Below are 18,423 nucleotides of genomic sequence, written 5' to 3' on the forward strand. Positions count from 1 at the left end.
GAAATCGCATGAAGAAAGCAACGAACTGTGAATTCCTAAATGACAAACTTTGCGATGACAATACCTAACAGGTTTTAGAAACCTGTTAGGAGAAAAAACATCTCATAAAACGAAAATCCCTAGCCCTGATAGAAGCGGCATCCTTTTGTTTTTTTCTTTAAAAAACAAAAGATAAAGCGGATAGCAGGAAATAGCTCCTAAAAAAACAAATAATGAAAAACAGATTTCTAAAAACCATCGGATTGGCTTTGATTGTTACTACAATGGCGTGTCAGGCGCAGGAAAGAATTACAGTAAAAGGAACGCAGTTTTATAAAGGCGATAAACCTTACGCTTATATTGGTACGAATTATTGGTACGGAAGTTTATTGGCTTCGAAAAAAGTGGGCGACAGAAAAAGATTGCTTCGTGAACTGGATTTGATGCAGAAAAACGGAATTGACAACTTGAGAATTATCGTTGGTGGTGATGGGGGAAAATATGATTTTACGGTTCGTCCTGCGTTGCAATACGAACAAGGAAAATATGACAATGATTTGCTTGACGGACTGGACTTTCTGATCAATGAAATGGGCAAACGCAAAATGTACGCTGTTTTATATTTAACAAACAACTGGGAATGGTCGGGCGGAATGTCGCAATATTTAGAGTGGAATGGCAAAGGGGCAATTCCGGTTCCGAATATTGCGCCGAATACATGGCCGCAATTTATGTCTTATACAGAACAATTTCATAGTTGTGAACCTTGCATGAAAGCTTTAGAGAATCATGTAAAGTTTATTATGGGAAGAACGAACAATTATTCGAAAAAGAAATATACTCAGGACAATACCATTATGTCGTGGCAGGTAGGGAATGAACCCCGAACTTTTACGCCTGAAAACGAAGCTAAATTTACTTCATGGCTAAATAATATTGTGAATTTGATAGATAGTCTGGACAAAAATCATTTGGTCTCGACAGGTTCTGAAGGAAAAAACAGTTCGAATGATAGTATGGAAATTTTTGAAAGAACACACCAAAATCCTAATATTGATTATCTGACTATGCACATCTGGCCAAAAAACTGGAACTGGTTTAAGGCTGATAATGCCGAAGCAACTTTACCTACAACGCTCGAAAATGCCGGTAACTATATTGATGATCATATTAAGGTTGCCAATACTCTAAAACGTCCAATAATTATTGAAGAGTTTGGTTTACCGCGAGAAAACGAAAATTTAGCTGCAGGATCTTCTGTTGCAAATAGAGATGTTTTTTACAATTATATTTTTAATCGGGTTGCCGAAAGCGTTAAAAATAATGGTCCGTTACAAGGGGCTAATTTCTGGGGATTTGGCGGCGAAGGAAAAGCAATTACCAAAGACGGAAAATGGAATCCGGGAGATCCCCTGACAACAGATCCTCCGCAGGAACCACAAGGGTTAAACTCTGTGTTTTCTTCGGATAAATCGACTTTGGATATAGTGAAGAAGTATAATCTGGAATTGAAAAAATAATTTAAAATACTATAATATATTATATGTCAAACCCGACAGGTTTCAAAAACCTGTCGGGTTTACTGTGTGTCTTACACATGACGGAGGCGCATTGCTGTGCGCCTCTACAGTATGTATTTATCAAATAATTTATGCGAGGATTTTCTCAATTACATTCAACTCGTCTGAAGAAAATGCTAAGTTTTGCAAGCATTCAATATTATTATTTAATTGTCGTACCGAACTTGCACCTATTAAAACGGATGTAATTCGCTTGTCTTTTTGCAGCCATGCCAATGCCATTTGCGCCAGGGATTGATTACGGTTTTGAGCAATTTCATTCAGCTGAACTAACTTCTGAATACGTTCATTCGTAACCTCATCTTCTTTCAAATGTCCGTTTGGATTATGTGCTCTTGAATTTTCAGGAATTCCGTTTAAGTATTTATCGGTTAAAAGTCCTTGTGCCAAAGGTGAAAAGGCAATACAACCTACTCCTTTTTCTTCCAGAACATCCAATAAACCATTTTCTACCCAACGCTCCAACATCGAATATTTGGCCTGATGAATTAAACATGGCGTTCCTAATTGTTTTAAGACATCAACTGCAACGCGGGTTTGTTCTGCCGAATAATTGCTTATTCCAACATATAACGCTTTTCCGGATCTTACGGCGTAATCAAGTGCCATCATGGTTTCTTCAATTGGAGTTTCCGGATCAGGACGATGGGAATAAAAAATATCTACGTAATCTACTTTCATTCTTTTCAGACTCTGATCTAAACTAGATAATAAATATTTTCTTGAACCCCAATCCCCATAAGGTCCGTCCCACATGGTGTAACCGGCTTTGGTTGAAATGATAATTTCATCACGTAAATTTCCCTGAAAATTATGCCACAGAATTTTACCAAAATTAGTTTCTGCAGAACCTGGAACAGGTCCGTAATTGTTCGCTAAATCAAAATGAGTGATTCCTTTATCAAAAGCCTCTACAGCAATGCTCTCAGCATTTTCGAAATTATCTACTGATCCGAAATTGTGCCACAATCCTAAAGAAATTTCAGGTAGTAATAACCCGCTCTTTCCACATCTGTTATATTTCATGTTCTAATTTAAAATTGGAAGTTTATAGGTTTTAAAGGTAAAAACAAACCATACAACTTTAAAAGTAAATTTGAATTTAATTTGTGTAAATTTGTGTAAATAATAAAATTATGGAAAATAACTGGCAAAATTTAATTTCGATAAACCCTGATATCCGATTTGGGAAACCTATTATTACGGGAACTCGAATTTGTATTTCAGATATTCTTTCATGGCTATCTACCGGAATGTCCTTTGAAGAAATTATTGAGGATTTTCCTGAATTAAAAAGACAGCATATTCTTGCTGCTTTGGCCTTTGCTGCAAATAGAGAAAATATTACAAAAATAATTGCCGCATAATGAAATTACTTCTTGATGCAAATATTTCATGGAGAATAATCAAACTTGTTGGAGATAATTTTCCAGATTCTTTACATGCAAAAGATCTAAAGATAAATCAGCCGGCTAAAGACATTGAAATCTGGCAATTTGCAAAACAAAATAATTTTACCATACTTACTCATGATGATGACTTTGAAAAACTATTACTTTTAAAAGGAGTTCCTCCAAAAGTAATAATTTTAAAAACTTTCAATAAAAACACAAAACAAATTGCTGAAATTCTGATTTCAAAAAAAGAAACTATTGAATCATTTATAGTAAACGATGAACTAATGATTTTAGAAGTTTATTAATCATTTCATTGTTCCTATTGATTTTTTTACCCTGCGTGTTTCTCTAAATCTATTAACTAAATTTGTTTTTTCTAATCGCTAAAAATCGCTAAGATGCAAAGAAAATAAAGCTTTGCGTCTTAGCGACTTTGCAAAAAATTTATATGATAAATTTTATCTTTTCGACAACCCAAAAGTATTCTTTACAAATGAATCTTTTCTTTTAGCTCATCAATTTTTTCAGGAATATCGTGTATCTTTTTTAATTTGAAAGAAAGATAAATATAGAAAATACCAAGTGCTATAAAAGCAAAAGCAGTCCAGTACACTAATGATAGTCCTGCAAAAAGAGGGTTCCACAATAATATCAGAGAAAAAATTGTTCCAAGGATTCCTAAAAACAAAAGATTCTTCCAATCCGGCACTGAATAACTCTTTAAATTAAAAGCAATAACAATAGCCATAATAGAGCGGAACAAAATAACAAAACCTACATATAATGGCAGTAATGTAATCGAAATCAATGGATTTGTAACCAGTAATATCCCTACAATCAATCCTATAATACCTGACGCCAGCGTCCAGCCCCAATTGTCTATTTTTTTTCTGTTCGAAAGCGCAAAAATAATGTCAAAAATTCCAGTAGCCAGAAATGAAATACTAAACAAAAATGCAAGTGTTATATAAGCAGCCAAAGGCGTTATAAAAGACCAAACTCCGATTCCAACAAAAAGTATTCCCACAAGTAATGGAATGTACCAATAATCAATTGCGATTTTTACTTTTTTAAATAAAGAATTTTCCATACGAATATTTTAAAATCATGCTTACTCTATAAAGTTTTCAGCTTACCTTTAAAAATTAACCTCTTCAGAAAACTTGTAATGAGTTCTATTCAAACGAAGTTATCTCAAAGATAACGATTAAAAATAATATTCATAATCATTAACTTACAAAAAAAACTTTTCCTTCTAATTTTTCTATTATTACAATTAAAAAGAGAAATTATTCCTGCCGCTATGTCATTGGTAGTCTAACATAACAAAACAATCTCGCAGATCTAGCATATTTAGGTAGATAAAATAATCTGCCGAATCTGCTAAATCTGCGAGAAAAATATTTTAATCAAATTTTGCCTGATTAAACTTTTACTCTTTTATCTCGAAACCACTTTCCAGTCCTTTATTAGAACTTCCGCCAACCATAATTTTAAAAGTTCCCGGTTCCACTAAATAATTTCCTTCATTATCATAAAACCCAAGTTCGTTATTAGTCAAGGTAAAACTTATCGTCTTAGTTTCCCCTTTTTTAAGGTCTACCAATTCAAAGCCTTTCAGTTCTTTAACCGGTCGAATAATGCTGGCATATTCATCATGAAGATACAATTGTACCACTTCTTTCCCGTCATAATTTCCTGAATTGGTAACCTCAACGCTCACTTGTACATCTTCGCCTTTTGCAAAAGCAGATTTGTTTACCTTCAGATTCTTATAATCAAATTCTGTATAGCTCAAACCAAACCCAAACGGAAACTGAGGCGTTTTCTCTACATCTGTATAGTGCGACCAGAAAACATTTTTATCACTGTCTATTGGCCTTCCTGTGCTGTATTTATTATAATAAACAGGAACCTGACCCACATTTCTCGGGAAAGACATTGGCAATTTTCCACTTGGGTTGTAATCGCCATACAAAACCTGAGCAACTGCATTTCCGGATTGAGTACCTAAATGCCAGGCTTCTACAATCGCAGGTACGTGTTCTGCGGCCCAAGGGATACTTAACGGACGGCCATTATTTAAAACCAAAACAATATTTGGATTCACTTTATAAATTTCTTCTAACAATTCCTGTTGCAAACCAGGCAAATTAAGATCTGTTCTACTGCGTCCCTCCCCACTCTGAAAACCATGTTCACCTAAAACCATCACTACAACATCTGCATCTTCAGCAGCTGTTTTGGCCGCTTCAAATCCGCTTTTATCTGTGGTATTAAAAACAACCTCATCTAAAAATGATATTTTTCCCACCGTGAGATCAGCACCTTTTTCAAATGTCAGCTTATTATCTTTGTACTGCTGCATACCTTCTAAAACCGAAACCGCAGTATTATTATCAGATGCTATTCTCCAACTTCCCAAAGGACTATTTTTATCATTTGCCAAAGCCCCGATCAAAGCAATTTTCTGTCCGGATTTTTTTAGCGGAAGCAAATTTCTATCGTTCTTCAGCAATACAATAGATTTTTTCGCCATATCGAGAACACCTTCATTATTGGCTTTACTTCCAACAACCGCTTTCTCACGTTTCTCATCACAATATTTGTAGGGATCATCAAACAATCCCAATTCAAACTTGACACGAAGGATTCTACGAACCGCATCATCAACCAGAGCTTCTTTTACCTTTCCGTCTTTTACTAAACCAACCAATTTTGCCACATACAAATACGATTCCATATCCATATCAGAACCTGCAATTACAGCCTTTGCAGTAGCATCGGCTTCGTCTTTTGCATAACCGTGCGCAATCATTTCGCGAATCGAAGCATAATCTGAAATTACAAAACCATCAAACTTCCATTTTCCTTTCAGGATATCTCTTTGCAGGAAAATATTTCCAGTCGCAGGAACACCGTTTAATGTATTAAACGAATTCATAAACGTACGAACTCCGGCGGCAACAGTCGCTTTAAAAGGCGGCAAAACCAAGTTGTACAATTTAGAATTACTCATATCTACAATATTATATTCCAATCCTGCCTCTACATAACCATAAGCCGCAAAGTGTTTTGCACAAGCTGCAATTGTATTCACTTTCGTCAAATCGGCAATAGTTTCACCCTGAAAACCATGCACTCTGGCAATTGCAATTTTGCTTCCCAGATAAGGATCTTCGCCTGCACCTTCCATCACACGTCCCCAACGCGCATCGTTTGCAACATCTACATTTGGACCAAAAGTCCAGTTAATTCCGGATGCCGAAGCTTCATTAGCTGCAATAGCCGCTGATTTCTTAATCGCTTCTAAATCCCAACTTGCGGCTTCTGCCAGCGGAATAGGGCTCAAAGTTTTATAACCATGAATGACATCAAAACCAATAATCAACGGAATCCCCAAACGCGTTTCTTCCACCGCAATTTTCTGTACCGCACGAACTTCCTTTACACCACGAACCGTCAGCATAGATCCCACCCAGCCTTTTCGCAAATGTTCGTATTTTAGCTCCGCAGATCCACCTTTTGGCGCTGGTCCCGTAACATCCCAAAATCCGTTGTATTGGTTCATTTGCCCCACTTTTTCCTCCAAAGTCATCAAGGGCAAAAGCAAGTCGATACGTTGCTCAATTGTTTTATTTTTATCCAGATACGGCTTTTTCTGTGCATTCATATTTCCAACAGTAAACAGGGCAAAAACCCCAATAGTTATTATTTTTTTATTTTTCATAATGGTATAATGGTCAGATATTTCTATAATTTGGGCGTGTCGCTTGGCCGAAAAAAGGCAAACGTCAGGCTTTCGGCTTTATCTTTTATTCCGTTTCACTTCACAAAAGGATACCGCCTCTATCCCTCACGCAAATAGGTCAACGAAAACTTTTCGATTTCTTAGATTTTCTCGCAATCTTGTTGTTTCACAATCTTGTCATTTCGAGACAGGAGAAATCACACAAGAAACTCCGCAAAGAAGATTGCCAATCTGTATCGATTTACGAATGTGATTTCTCCTTCGTCGAAATGACAAAGAAACTCCCCACAAGAAATTTTAAATCTTTGTCAATCAACTAATGTGATTTCTCCTGCGTCGAAATGACAAAGAAACCACCCAAAGAAGATTGCCAATCTGTATCGAGTTACGAGTGTGATTTCTCCTTCGTCGAAAAGACAAAGAAACCGCGCAAAGAAGATTGCCAATCTGTATCGAGTTACTTGCGGGGGTTCGACTCCGCTCAGCTGACAAAACAATAAAAAACCAGCACCAATCCGTTTAAACCCGCACAATCCGTGGGCAAAAATTCTAAAATCTATCTCGCAACTTCGAGGCTAAAATCCTTTACTCCGTTATAAAACAAGAAGCAGGTAAATTCGCTTTATTAAACAAATCTGACTGTATGGTATTTCCCCAGGCAAATCTCACTTTTGCAGGAGCAGCTACTTTTTTACTCACCAAAACCACCTGATTATTTTTTATAGAAGCTTCTGCGGGATAAAAAACACCATCGGCTCCAGCTAATTCAAACTGATTTGATATTTTGTTTTTAAAATGTAATCCTTCAGCATAATCAAACGAAACAATCGCTTTATTTTTATCGATCTTTAAATCTCTAAATAACGGACTATTCACTAAACCAGATTTGACTTTGTATATATCAGCCAAAGCCAGATTTGCCAAACGAATTCCCACCGATTTTTTATTCTTTGGATGAATATCAATCGTATCGGAAATATCACTGATTATCACCATTCCGGTCTTTGCAACTTCATTCAAAATTTTGCGTTGAGAGTTTCTTACCGTTACATTTGAGAAGTTATTACTTCCTGTTTTATAAGGTGCAATCTGAACGAAGTAAAACGGAAATTCTTCTTGCCAGACTTTCCTCCACGAGGTAATCAGGGCAGATAACGTTTGATCATAAACCAACGAACCAACATTCGATTCGCCCTGATACCACAGCGTTCCGGCAATTTTAAACCCTGAAAAAGGATAAATCATTGCGTTGTACGCACGTCCGGGTTGACGCGGTCCGTATTCTTGTTCATTAAGTTTTTTTGCATTTTCTAGTAAAACAGGATCGTTCTCAACTACTTCTTCCGGCATCCAGATTTCAGCAGGAGTTCCGCCCCAGTTCGAAGAAATCAATCCGATTGGGACATTTTTTAAATCTTCTTGCAGGCGTTTGGCAAAAAAGTAACCAATCGCACTGAAGTTTTTCATGGTTTCCGGAGTCGATTCAACCCAGTTTCCAAGTAAATTATTTTGTGGTGTTGTTGCAGTTAGTTTCGGAACGGTAAAAAATCGAATATTAGGATTCGCAGCTTTTTTCATTTCTTCCTCGCCATTGTCAATCCCCCAACTTACCGACATTTCCATGTTCGATTGTCCGGCACAAACCCAAACTTCTCCAATTAGAATATTTTTAAGAATGACTTCGTTATATCCTTTTATAGAAATAATATAAGGTCCTCCGGCTTGAGGCGTTTTGATATGAAGTTCCCATTGCGCCTGATTATTTGCCACAACTTTATATTCCTGATTGTTCCAGCCCGAAACCAATCTGATTTCTTCTTTTGGATTCGCCCAACCCCAAATTTTCACTTCAGAGTTGCGTTGTAAAACCATATTATCACCAAAAATATTCGGAAGTGTAACGTTTGCCATCATAGTACTGGAAATCAACAGAAAGAAAGCAAACTTAAATATATTATTTTTCATTTAGCAGCTTTTTTAAAAAAGGAGCATATTCATTGGCCAATACTTTATGATCTGCAACATCAGGATGTCCTGAACAACCTTTTGGTGTCATAGGTTTAAATTTGAAAATCGCAATGGGTTTATGGGTTTTATCAGATGCAAAAGCCTCTTTGACTTTGTTCAGACAATCTTTAAAAACAACTGCCTTTTGTCCGTTAACCATCGGACTATTAGTAATCACGATTTGTGCTTTTGGATTGTGTTGGTACAACATTTTAATAAAGTTGATATAATTCGAAACATACTTTTCCGCATTAAAAGGTAAACGCTCTTTTTTACCATCTCCACCAGAAAAATCATTAGTTCCTAATGCAATACTGATAATATCCGGTTGAAAAGCAAAATCATATTTAGGTTTTGAAGCCTCTTTTGTTAAATACAGATTCTGATACACATCCGGCATAATCGCTTCATCTTTGTTCTCATCATTCCAATTGCGGTACATCCCAATTCCCGAAACAGAACTCATTAGATAATCGACACCAATTGCTCTTGAAAGAACTGGCCCATAAGCGTAATATCCGTTATGATGATCAAAATATTCACCTTTATCACAAGGAACGTCAGACGGATCGCTCGCTGCGCCACAAGTTATAGAATCTCCTATAAATTCAATTTTCCTTTTCTTTTTGGCAGTAATCGAAGTCAGTTTTGCAGTTGTTCCGGCAAATAGAATTCCGCCACTATGTGCTTCTGTAGTTTTATAAATTTCTAAAGTGTGTTCTTTTCTATTTGAAGTAACTTTTATCGGGAAAGATTGCGCTGTACCTTTTTCGATCCTCAATTTTCCTATATATTTCCCATCCAAAACCAATGAAACATAATTATGATGTTCCCAGGAATCAACACTTTGCAACGAAATCGAGCATTCATTTCCTGTAAAATTTAAAGTCACAGAAGAAGCCGTTCCTATTAACATACCTTTATTATCCGAAAGTTTTTCAACCCGACCCTGATAAAGAAAAGTTTTTGTTTTGTTTTGTGAAGTCGAAACAAACGAAATCAGCAAAAACGAAATTAAAAATGATATTTTTTTGAGAAACATAATTTATTTGTTAAAATATAAATACGATTCACAAATATATCTGAAATTCAACAGACAAAAAGATACTAAAACATCAAAAAGTAATAAAAAAACACCAAAATAAAAAGACGTATCTTCGGTTATTATTACCCATCCATAGCTGTCTTTGCAAAATATCGCTTTGATATTCAAAAACAACATCCTATTTTTATCAATTAAATCTTATAATTTTTTCTAAAGATGAAATTAACTCTCTATATAGCATTTGCAAGCATTATTTTATGCTCTTCTTTTACTTTAAAAAAAGAAAAAAAAACTGTTAGTACTCCAATCGAAAAAATACAAATAACTATAGATCGTGATTCTCTTATTTCCTATTCTAAACAATATCTGGGAACACCTTACTTATACGCAGGAAATAACCCAAAAAGAGGATTTGATTGTTCAGGGTTTGTCAATTACGTTTTCCAGCATTTTGAAGTTACCGTACCAAGAAGTTCAAGCGGTTACAAAAATCTGGGAACCGCAAAAAAATCCGAAGATTTTAAAGTTGGAGATGTTTTAGTTTTTTACGGTTACAGGAACAAAACTATCGTAGGACATGTCGGGATCATTTGTGAGGCCAATGGTATGCATTCAAAATTCATTCACGCTTCTTCCGGAAAAGCCGGCAGCGTAACCATTAGCGATTTAGATTCTGATCATTACAGTAAACGTTTTTATAAGTGTGTCGATGTATTGCCTAAATAGATTTTTGCCAATAATTTCATCGATTTATTTCACGCAGATTTAAAAAGATTTTAGCAAATAAGCGCAGATTTTTTTTTTGATAACTTAAAAAAAAACCAATTAAATCTCCTTTAATCTGCCAAATCTGCGTACAAACAACTGTAGTTATCGACAAACTGTTGTCCCTTTTATAAATGTCTTGATGTGATTTCCAAATAGGTTTTTAGACCCTAATTACACGAATTTCCGCAAATTATCTTTCAATTTGTAGATAAAAATTAGTGCAAATTCGTGTAATTAGTGGCAAACTTTTTTTTTATTCTTCCGTAAGAAGTTTTATCAAACTGTCATCTCTTTTGTAAACGTCTTTATAAAAATTCAAATTTCCATTTCTGTCTACCCAAGCTGTGAAATAACCAATATAAACAGGAATTTTCTTTTTTAGCGTGTACCAGCTTTCTTTTCCGGCATGCATCGCTCTATCAATTTTCTCCGGAGTCATGCTTGGATCTTGCTTTAAAAGTTCAATGGCTAATTCTCTTGGTTTCCCCACACGAACGCAACCATGACTAAAAGCTCTGTTTTCTCTTTCGAACAAACTTTTTGCCGGCGTATCGTGTAAATAAATATTATTTGAATTTGGGAATAAAAACTTCACCAAACCAAGCGAATTATTTTTTCCAGGCAACTGACGAACAGCACCATTATTCCATTCCAGATTTTTTTGTGCCAAATAATTTTTATTTTTCGCCATTCCGGGTTTAATCTCGCTTTTTATGATACTTGGAGGGATATTCCAATATGGGCTAAAAACAATATTATTCATCATTCCGCTAAAAACCACGGTTTTAGTCATTGCTTTACCTACAACAACCGGAGATACAAAAACAATTTCGTGATTACGAATCAAATACAATTTGAATTCAGGAATATTAACCTCTATAAATTCTTTGCCTTTTTCGAGTTCAGGATCAATCCATCTGCAGCGTTCCATATTGACAATGATAGTTTTAATTCTGTCTGAAACCGGAATGTTCAATTCAGCAATGTGTTCAGGTAAGATTATATTTTTTGGAGTTAATCCGTGGTGAGATTCGAAATTTTTAATCCCGGAAATTAATGTAGAATCACATACATTACTTTTACTGTTTTCCTTAAGATCTCCTGTTAGAAACAATCTTTCTCTTATTTGTCCAATTGCAGCAACAGAATCTCCTTTTTTTAAACTTTTAAAACCTTCGCCAACTTCAATTGTTTTCCATCCGCCTTTTTTCTCTATCTCTCGATATTGCTGTAATGCATCGCGAAGTTTGTAATATTGACTGAACATCTTACTTTTTTTATCATCACTAATGGTAGATTTTTTAAAAATAGAATCTGAAAACACCTGATAATTTACTTTCTTACGAGGTAAAAGCCATTCTAGTGATTTGGTCGTTTTTTCATCTACTCCGGACACTTTCTGAACATAATAAAAATAGAGATTTGTAATCATCAAATCTGTGTCAGCTTTTGCTAATTTATTTTCAGGAATATGTTCAAAAATAGAACTGATATTTTCGTTATAAGGGAAATTTGCTTTTAAACCTTCCTGCTCGAGTCCTTTATATTTATTAAACAGCGTATTTGCAAATTCGACTACACCTTTATTATCCAGCCACAATTGAGTTGAATTGTTTTTCTTGTACAAAGCCAAAACCTGATCCTGAAATTTAACCACTTTGGGATATCTCTTGTAAAAAGCAGTAATACCGACGCTATCAATTGAAATTTTGAGTTCAGGTACCACTTTTTCAGAAGTCTCTTTCAGTTCTTCGCCTTTCTTTTCTGCTTTCTTATTGCAAGAAATCACTGAAAAAAGAAGGATAGCAGCAATCAGCGGATACAAAATTTTCATAATATTATTTTTAATAAAAATAGAAAAGTTTTGGTGAAAACAAAGTATTTATACAAAAATTAATATTTGCCTTATAAACCTGCAAAAGCGATCAAAGAAAAATACTGATTTCCTAAAATACAAAGTATAAAAAAACTCCAGCTAACATGACTTAACTGGAGTTTTTCGCTTTATAACTAACCTTTATTTTTAGATTACTGTACCTTTTAGAGTAAGTACTTTTGGAGTACTTTCTGCACTTGTCGTAACAGTAACTGTTTTTGTAAAACCACCTTTATTGGCAGCGTTGTACGTTGCCGTTACTTTCGCTGATTTACCAGGTAAAATTGGTTCTTTTGTATAATCTGTCGCAGTACAACCGCAAGATCCCTGAACATTTGTAATCACTACTGCTGTCTTTCCTGTATTTTTAAATTCGTAAACAATCGCTTTTGGTGTTCCCTGAGGAATCTGACCTACATCGATAGTTTCTGCTTTCCATACAATTGTCGAAGCAGCAGCTTCAACCAATTTTTCTTCAGAAGTCATAGATTGTATTGGTGCAATTGCTGAAAAAGACATTAAGCTTAAAGCTAAGGCTAACATCGAAATTTTGATCATTTTCATAATTATATATTTTAATGGTTTATAGTTCTAATTTTGTTTTACAAAGGTAATTCAGACAAATCCTAATCGCTGTTAACCACTTTCAAATCTTTGTTAATGACTTGTTAATCGCCGTTTTTAAGTCTAAATTTGATTAATATTACAGTCTAAAAACCGCATTTTTTGAAAATAAATAAACTCAATAGCATTATCCTTCTGGGACTTGTAGCCATTATTAGTATATTGGTGGCACAATTGCTTTGGACTAAAGAAGCTTTTACCCTGGAACAAAAAAAACTAAGCCAGAAAGCAAACATCGCTTTGCTTGAAGTTGCCAGAAAATTATACGAAGGAAAAGATCATGAAGCATCTTGTCAGAACCCAGTTCAAAAAATTTCGAACGATTATTATATTGTAAATATTCAGAACGATTTTGAACCAGATATTTTAGAATTCTATTTGAGATCAGAGTTTAAAAAAATGAATATTACAACTGATTTTGAATACGCAGTCTACAATTGCCAAAGTGATGAAATGGTTTACGGAAAGTATATTTCGTTTTCTGAAAAAGAAAAAACAAAAAGAACGGTTTCTTTTCCAAAGCACAAAAATTTAGTATATTACTTTGCCATTCGTTTTCCCAACGAAACGACATATTTGTTCAGTTCTATGCGCTTTTGGTTTATACTTTCGATCGCTCTAATTCTGATTTTATTGATTTACGTATATTCGATTTTTACGCTTTTACAGCAAAAAAAATACTCAGAATTGCAACGGGATTTCATCAATAATATGACGCACGAATTCAAAACACCTTTATCTTCTATTTTAATAGCTTCAAAATACCTAAGTGAACAAAACCCAATTAAAGACGATAAAAAATTGCATACGTACACGAATATTATTATCAACCAAAGTCACAAACTGAACAATCATATTGAGAAAATTTTAAATATTGCCAAATCAGATTATGCTCCTTTAGAATTAAAAAAAGAAATGGTTTTAATTGTTCCTATTATCGAAGAAACTATCGAAAATATTCAATTGAAATATCCTGAAGCTTCTATTAAAATCCAAACGCCGTCGAATGAATATCAGATAGAAACCGATGTTTTTCATTTCTCCAATCTGGTTTATAATTTATTGGACAATGCTATAAAATACTGCAACGAAAAACCGGAAATCACAATTGGAATTTCAACGGAAAATTCAATTATAAAGATGACTTTTAGTGATAACGGAATCGGAATTTCTCCCAAAAACATGTCTTTTGTATTTGATAAATTTTACCGTGCTCAAAACGAAAAAAGCAATGAGGTAAACGGTTTTGGACTTGGTTTGTATTATGTAAAAGAAATTTGCAACTTGCATAACTGGAAAATAAAAGTACAAAATAACCCCACAAACGGCATTACTATAACTTTGTCAATTCCTTATAAAAAATGAAACAATTCAAAATACTTTATACCGAAGACGATGAAACATTAGCTTTTTTGACCAAAGACAATTTGGAACAAAACAACTATGAAGTGGTGCATTGCTGCGACGGAAAACTGGGTTTGGAGACCTTTAAAAAAGAAAATTTTGACATTTGTATTTTTGATATCATGATGCCCAAAATGGATGGTTTTGAATTGGCTACTGAAATTAGGAAATTGAATACTGATATTCCGATTATTTTCCTTTCGGCTAAGACTTTAAAAGAAGACCGTATTAAAGGATTGCGATTGGGTGCCGATGATTATTTGGTAAAGCCTTTTAGTATCGAAGAATTGCTTTTGAAAATTGAAATTTTTCTAAAGCGTTCTCAGAAAAATATTCCCGTAGAAAAAAACTTTTATCAGATTGGAAAGTATCAATTTGATATTAACAATTTTATTCTTTTTAATGAAAGTGAAAAAATTAGTCTTACACAACGTGAAGCTGATTTACTAAAATTATTTCTTGATAATAAAAATTTGGTTTTAAAAAGAGAGCAGATTTTAACTTCGCTCTGGGGAACTGACGATTATTTTATGGGACGAAGCCTGGACGTTTTTATTTCGCGTTTGCGTAAAATTTTGATTAATGAAACAGGGATTTCTATAGAAAACCTTCATGGAATTGGGTTTCGGTTTACGATGTAGTTTTATTTTTTTTAGCGCATCATAAAGTAATCACAAAGATTGTCCTTCAGATTTCTATGATAAAAACTAATTTTTATTTCAACGGATTAAAATCCGTTGCTACAATATAAATCATTCCTCTGGAATTTTTTTTAAAGTTCCGATAGGAACAAAATATATTGTAGGGATGGATTTTAATCCATCATTCGCAATCAGAACCTAATCTTGTCCTTCTTAGTAACGAGGAATCTCTGCACTATTCAGTAAAACAATATCTGAAATTAAAAAATAACAATTCTGCTAAAATTAGGGAAAAATCTGTAAAACAAGTTTTAAAAACTTTCGTAATTTTAAGATATAAATTTCCTGGATATGAAATTACATCACTTACGCAATGCTACTTTAGTTATCGAAACTGAAACCGATGTTATATTGGTTGATCCCATGTTAGGAAAAAGAAAAACAATTCCACCTTTTACCCTCTTTCGTTATAAACCCAAAAGAAACCCGCTTGTCGCTTTGCCTAAAAACAGCAGGGATATTTTGAGCAGAGTCACTATTTGTCTCATTACCCATTTGCATGCTGACCATATTGATAAAGCTGGCGAAATTTTTCTAAGACGAAAAAGTATTCCTGTCGTTTGCAGCATAAAAGATGAAAATGCTTTGACAAAAAGAGGGCTAAACATCATTCAAAGCTTGAGTTATTGGGAACCACAAGATTTTTTAGGTGGTAAGATTACTGGAATTCCTGCCATTCACGGTTACGGATTTATTGCAAAACTGATGGGAAATGTGATGGGTTTTCATATTGAATTACCAAACCAAAAATCGATTTATATCAGTTCTGATACGATTTTTACAGAACATGTTCAAAAAGTTTTAATTGAATTTAAACCAGATATTGCAACAGTTGCCTGCGGAACGGCACGTTTAGATATCGGTCAGCCGTTATTGATGCGAATGAACGATATTTTGAAGTTTGCTGCATTGGCTCCTGGAAAAGTTTTCGCCAATCATTTAGAAGCCTTAAACCATTGCCCAACTACCAGAATTGAGTTAAGCGTAGCACTTTCTGTACATGATCTTCTGGATAAAGTTGACATTCCTGACGATGGAACTTGTGTGGAATATTGATTATAAAACCAATAATCCAAATTCACGTAATGTATTAATTGGTTTGGAATACCAAAACAATTCAAAGTCATCTAAACTCGTTTCAAAATCTGATTTTACTTCCTGAAAAGTATAATTCTTAGCATTCGAAATCGTGATTTTAGTTAAAATTTCAACCAGCCATTCGCCTTCTTCTTTATTGGTCTGAATATTGAAACTCTCTTTTTTATCATGAAAAGTAAAAGTCATCATTTCCCATGAATTTCCTTTTTTCGATTTTGTAAAATGTTCAGCAAAAGGTTTTCCTCCCAGCCAAACTACTTTTGCATTTGGTTTTGTATTAAAATCATTTCCTTCTTCAAGTGCATTAAAAATAAAGTCGGGATCAATTTTTGTTTTCGGTATTTTAAAATCGAACCAATCCTGTAGTTCGTAATCAAAGCAAATTCCGTGCATGAAATTAAAGAGCGATTTCTTTAATCCAAAACTAAATTTATCATGATTGATTCCTGTAGAATCTGTATAGTCGATATCATTATTGGCAAAAGTACCAATGACTTCAGTCTTTTTTGTAACGCCAAATTTCTCCGGATACAATCCAACGGGACTATGAGCTGTCATCGCAAACTGATGCCAAAATCCGGATTGTAAAATTCCTGCTTCAAACAATTGGCGTACCATTTCCAGACTGTCAACGGTTTCCTGAATCGTTTGTGTTGGATATCCATACATCAAATAGGCGTGAACCATAATACCGGCTTCCGTGAAATTTCGGGTCACTTTTGCGACTTGTTCTACCGTTACACCTTTGTCTATTAATTTTAATAAACGATCAGAAGCTACTTCCAGACCGCCTGAAACGGCAATACATCCGGAAGCTTTTAACAACAAACAAAGATCTTTAGAAAAACTTTTCTCAAATCGAATGTTTGTCCACCAGGTTACGGCTAGTTTTCGGCGTAGAATTTCTAAAGCCAAAGCGCGCATCAAAGCCGGAGGAGCTGCTTCATCTACAAAATGAAAACCATTCTGACCCGTTTGCAGCATCATATCTTCCATACGATCACACAACAAATTGGCAGCAACAGGCTCATATACTTTGATATAATCTAATGAAATATCACAAAAGGTACATTTACCCCAGTAACAGCCGTGTGCCATGGTGAGTTTATTCCAACGTCCATCGCTCCACATTCTGTGCATCGGATTCACGATTTCGATTACCGAAATGTATTTATCCAAAGACAAATCTGAATAATCAGGCGTTCCTACGTAAGCTTGTTTGTAATCATGTTTTAAGGAATTGTTTTTATACACCACTTTTCCGTCTTCCAGAAGAAAGGTTCTTTTGTATTGCTTCTCTTCTTTCGACTCCGCTCGGGAAGACAAATTTTGAACAAGTTCTTCTATTGGAACTTCACCATCGTCTAAAGTTATAAAATCGAAGAACTCAAAAACACGTGCATCCGAAAGGGAACGCAATTCGGTATTTGGGAAACCTCCGCCCATCGAAATCTTAATTTCGGGATGATGTTGTTTAATCCATTGAGCACAACGAAAAGCGCTATATAAATTCCCGGGAAAGGGAACAGAAATCAGAAAAAATGTAGGTTGAATCGTTTCAATCTTCGCTTTTAAAATCGAAATTAGAATTGCATCGATATAAGTTGGTTCTTGTTGTAAAGCTTGGTACAATTCATCAAAAGAATTAGCACTTCGGCCCAAACGTTCAGCATATCGGCTAAAACCAAAATTTTCGTCGACACATTCAACAATATAATCGGAGATATCTTCAAGGTACAAAGTCGCCAAATGTTTTGCTTTATCCTGAGTTCCCATAGTTCCAAAAGCCCAATCGAGTTCTTCTAATTGTGCAAAACGAGAAGCTTCCGGCAGAAAATCTTCCTGACAAATTTGCAAAGCCAATGTTGGATTTTTCCCCTGCAAAAACTGAATTACAGCATCAATCGTTTTGACATATTCATCTTGTAAAGCAAAAATACGTTTGGAGTTATCTGAAACTTCATCCCTCGACTCCGCGCGGGAGGACACGTTTTCAAAAAGGCCCTGAGAATAAAGAAACAAATCTATCAATCCTTTTTTCGAAAACAACTCCAAAATCACATCAATACCCAAATCAGCCTGAACCGCTTCGATATTTTTGGTATTCAGAAATCCTTTTATATACGCTGTCGCCGGATACGGAGTATTCAGTTGGGTAAAAGGCGGCGTAACAACAAAAAGTTTGGTTTTCAA

At 34.8% G+C, this 18,423-nt stretch carries 15 protein-coding genes; 7 read left to right on the forward strand and 8 right to left on the reverse strand.

Translation table 11 applies throughout. The features are described 5' to 3' along the window. The first annotated feature begins 212 nt into the window (after positions 1–212). Positions 213–1,499 (forward strand): glycoside hydrolase 5 family protein, encoded by a 1,287-nt coding sequence (locus QLQ94_RS23805; protein ID WP_271334380.1) that lies wholly within the window; start codon positions 213–215, stop codon positions 1,497–1,499. 129 nt (positions 1,500–1,628) lie between these two features. On the opposite strand, the gene mgrA is transcribed toward QLQ94_RS23805, so the two are convergent. Beyond that, on the reverse strand, positions 1,629–2,585 hold the full coding sequence (mgrA, locus tag QLQ94_RS23810) for an L-glyceraldehyde 3-phosphate reductase (protein WP_271334381.1): 957 nt from the start codon (positions 2,583–2,585) through the stop codon (positions 1,629–1,631). A gap of 110 nt (positions 2,586–2,695) precedes the next feature. On the opposite strand from mgrA, the gene QLQ94_RS23815 reads away from it, so the two are divergent. Together QLQ94_RS23815 and QLQ94_RS23820 are read left to right on the forward strand one after the other, a co-directional pair. Then, complete coding sequence (locus QLQ94_RS23815) at positions 2,696–2,926, forward strand: DUF433 domain-containing protein (RefSeq protein ID WP_271334382.1); 231 nt, start codon at positions 2,696–2,698, stop codon at positions 2,924–2,926. Further along, positions 2,926–3,261 carry a DUF5615 family PIN-like protein gene (locus QLQ94_RS23820; protein ID WP_271334383.1) on the forward strand — a complete coding sequence of 112 codons (336 nt, stop codon included), beginning with the start codon at positions 2,926–2,928 and terminating at the stop codon, positions 3,259–3,261. The genes QLQ94_RS23815 and QLQ94_RS23820 overlap by 1 nt, the downstream gene beginning before the upstream one ends. 182 nt (positions 3,262–3,443) lie before the next feature. Here the strand turns inward: QLQ94_RS23820 and QLQ94_RS23825 are convergent, their stop codons facing one another. From QLQ94_RS23825 to QLQ94_RS23840, 4 genes are all read right to left on the reverse strand, one after another. Then, the gene (locus QLQ94_RS23825; RefSeq protein ID WP_271334384.1) at positions 3,444–4,046 is read right to left on the reverse strand and encodes an HdeD family acid-resistance protein; all 603 of its coding nucleotides are present in this window, start codon (positions 4,044–4,046) and stop codon (positions 3,444–3,446) included. A gap of 342 nt (positions 4,047–4,388) precedes the next feature. Further along, positions 4,389–6,686: a beta-glucosidase BglX gene (gene bglX / locus QLQ94_RS23830; RefSeq protein ID WP_271334385.1), complete on the reverse strand. Its 2,298-nt coding sequence runs from the start codon at positions 6,684–6,686 to the stop codon at positions 4,389–4,391. A gap of 606 nt (positions 6,687–7,292) precedes the next feature. Next, the gene (locus QLQ94_RS23835; protein WP_271334386.1) at positions 7,293–8,672 is read right to left on the reverse strand and encodes a sialate O-acetylesterase; all 1,380 of its coding nucleotides are present in this window, start codon (positions 8,670–8,672) and stop codon (positions 7,293–7,295) included. Next, positions 8,662–9,756, reverse strand: coding sequence for an SGNH/GDSL hydrolase family protein (locus QLQ94_RS23840; RefSeq protein WP_482498724.1), 1,095 nt, complete (start codon positions 9,754–9,756; stop codon positions 8,662–8,664). Before QLQ94_RS23840 ends, QLQ94_RS23835 begins: the two co-directional genes overlap by 11 nt. A 219-nt stretch (positions 9,757–9,975) precedes the next feature. Between QLQ94_RS23840 and QLQ94_RS23845 the strand changes: the two genes are divergently transcribed. Continuing rightward, positions 9,976–10,485, forward strand: coding sequence for a C40 family peptidase (locus QLQ94_RS23845; RefSeq protein WP_271334388.1), 510 nt, complete (start codon positions 9,976–9,978; stop codon positions 10,483–10,485). A gap of 295 nt (positions 10,486–10,780) precedes the next feature. On the opposite strand, the gene QLQ94_RS23850 is transcribed toward QLQ94_RS23845, so the two are convergent. Together QLQ94_RS23850 and QLQ94_RS23855 are read right to left on the reverse strand one after the other, a co-directional pair. Then, the gene (locus QLQ94_RS23850; RefSeq protein WP_271334389.1) at positions 10,781–12,361 is read right to left on the reverse strand and encodes a L,D-transpeptidase family protein; all 1,581 of its coding nucleotides are present in this window, start codon (positions 12,359–12,361) and stop codon (positions 10,781–10,783) included. Between the two features lie 189 nt (positions 12,362–12,550). Further along, a complete protein-coding gene (locus tag QLQ94_RS23855; protein ID WP_271334390.1) occupies positions 12,551–12,967 on the reverse strand; it encodes a DUF1573 domain-containing protein in 417 nt (138 codons plus the stop codon). A 162-nt stretch (positions 12,968–13,129) separates the two neighbouring features. Here QLQ94_RS23855 and QLQ94_RS23860 point away from each other — a divergent pair, with 162 nt between their 5' ends. The 3 genes from QLQ94_RS23860 (at position 13,130) to QLQ94_RS23870 (ending at position 16,188) form a co-directional block, all read left to right on the forward strand. Next, complete coding sequence (locus QLQ94_RS23860; RefSeq protein WP_427401683.1) at positions 13,130–14,392, forward strand: sensor histidine kinase; 1,263 nt, start codon at positions 13,130–13,132, stop codon at positions 14,390–14,392. Continuing rightward, positions 14,389–15,072, forward strand: coding sequence for a response regulator transcription factor (locus QLQ94_RS23865; RefSeq protein WP_271334392.1), 684 nt, complete (start codon positions 14,389–14,391; stop codon positions 15,070–15,072). The genes QLQ94_RS23860 and QLQ94_RS23865 overlap by 4 nt, the downstream gene beginning before the upstream one ends. Positions 15,073–15,423: 351 nt before the next feature. Beyond that, a complete protein-coding gene (locus QLQ94_RS23870; protein WP_271334393.1) occupies positions 15,424–16,188 on the forward strand; it encodes an MBL fold metallo-hydrolase in 765 nt (254 codons plus the stop codon). Here QLQ94_RS23870 and QLQ94_RS23875 read toward each other — a convergent pair whose 3' ends face one another. Further along, positions 16,189–18,423 carry a B12-binding domain-containing radical SAM protein gene (locus QLQ94_RS23875; protein WP_271334394.1) on the reverse strand — a complete coding sequence of 745 codons (2,235 nt, stop codon included), beginning with the start codon at positions 18,421–18,423 and terminating at the stop codon, positions 16,189–16,191. It lies immediately after the preceding gene.

The organism is Flavobacterium sp. B114r (assembly GCF_056824125.1).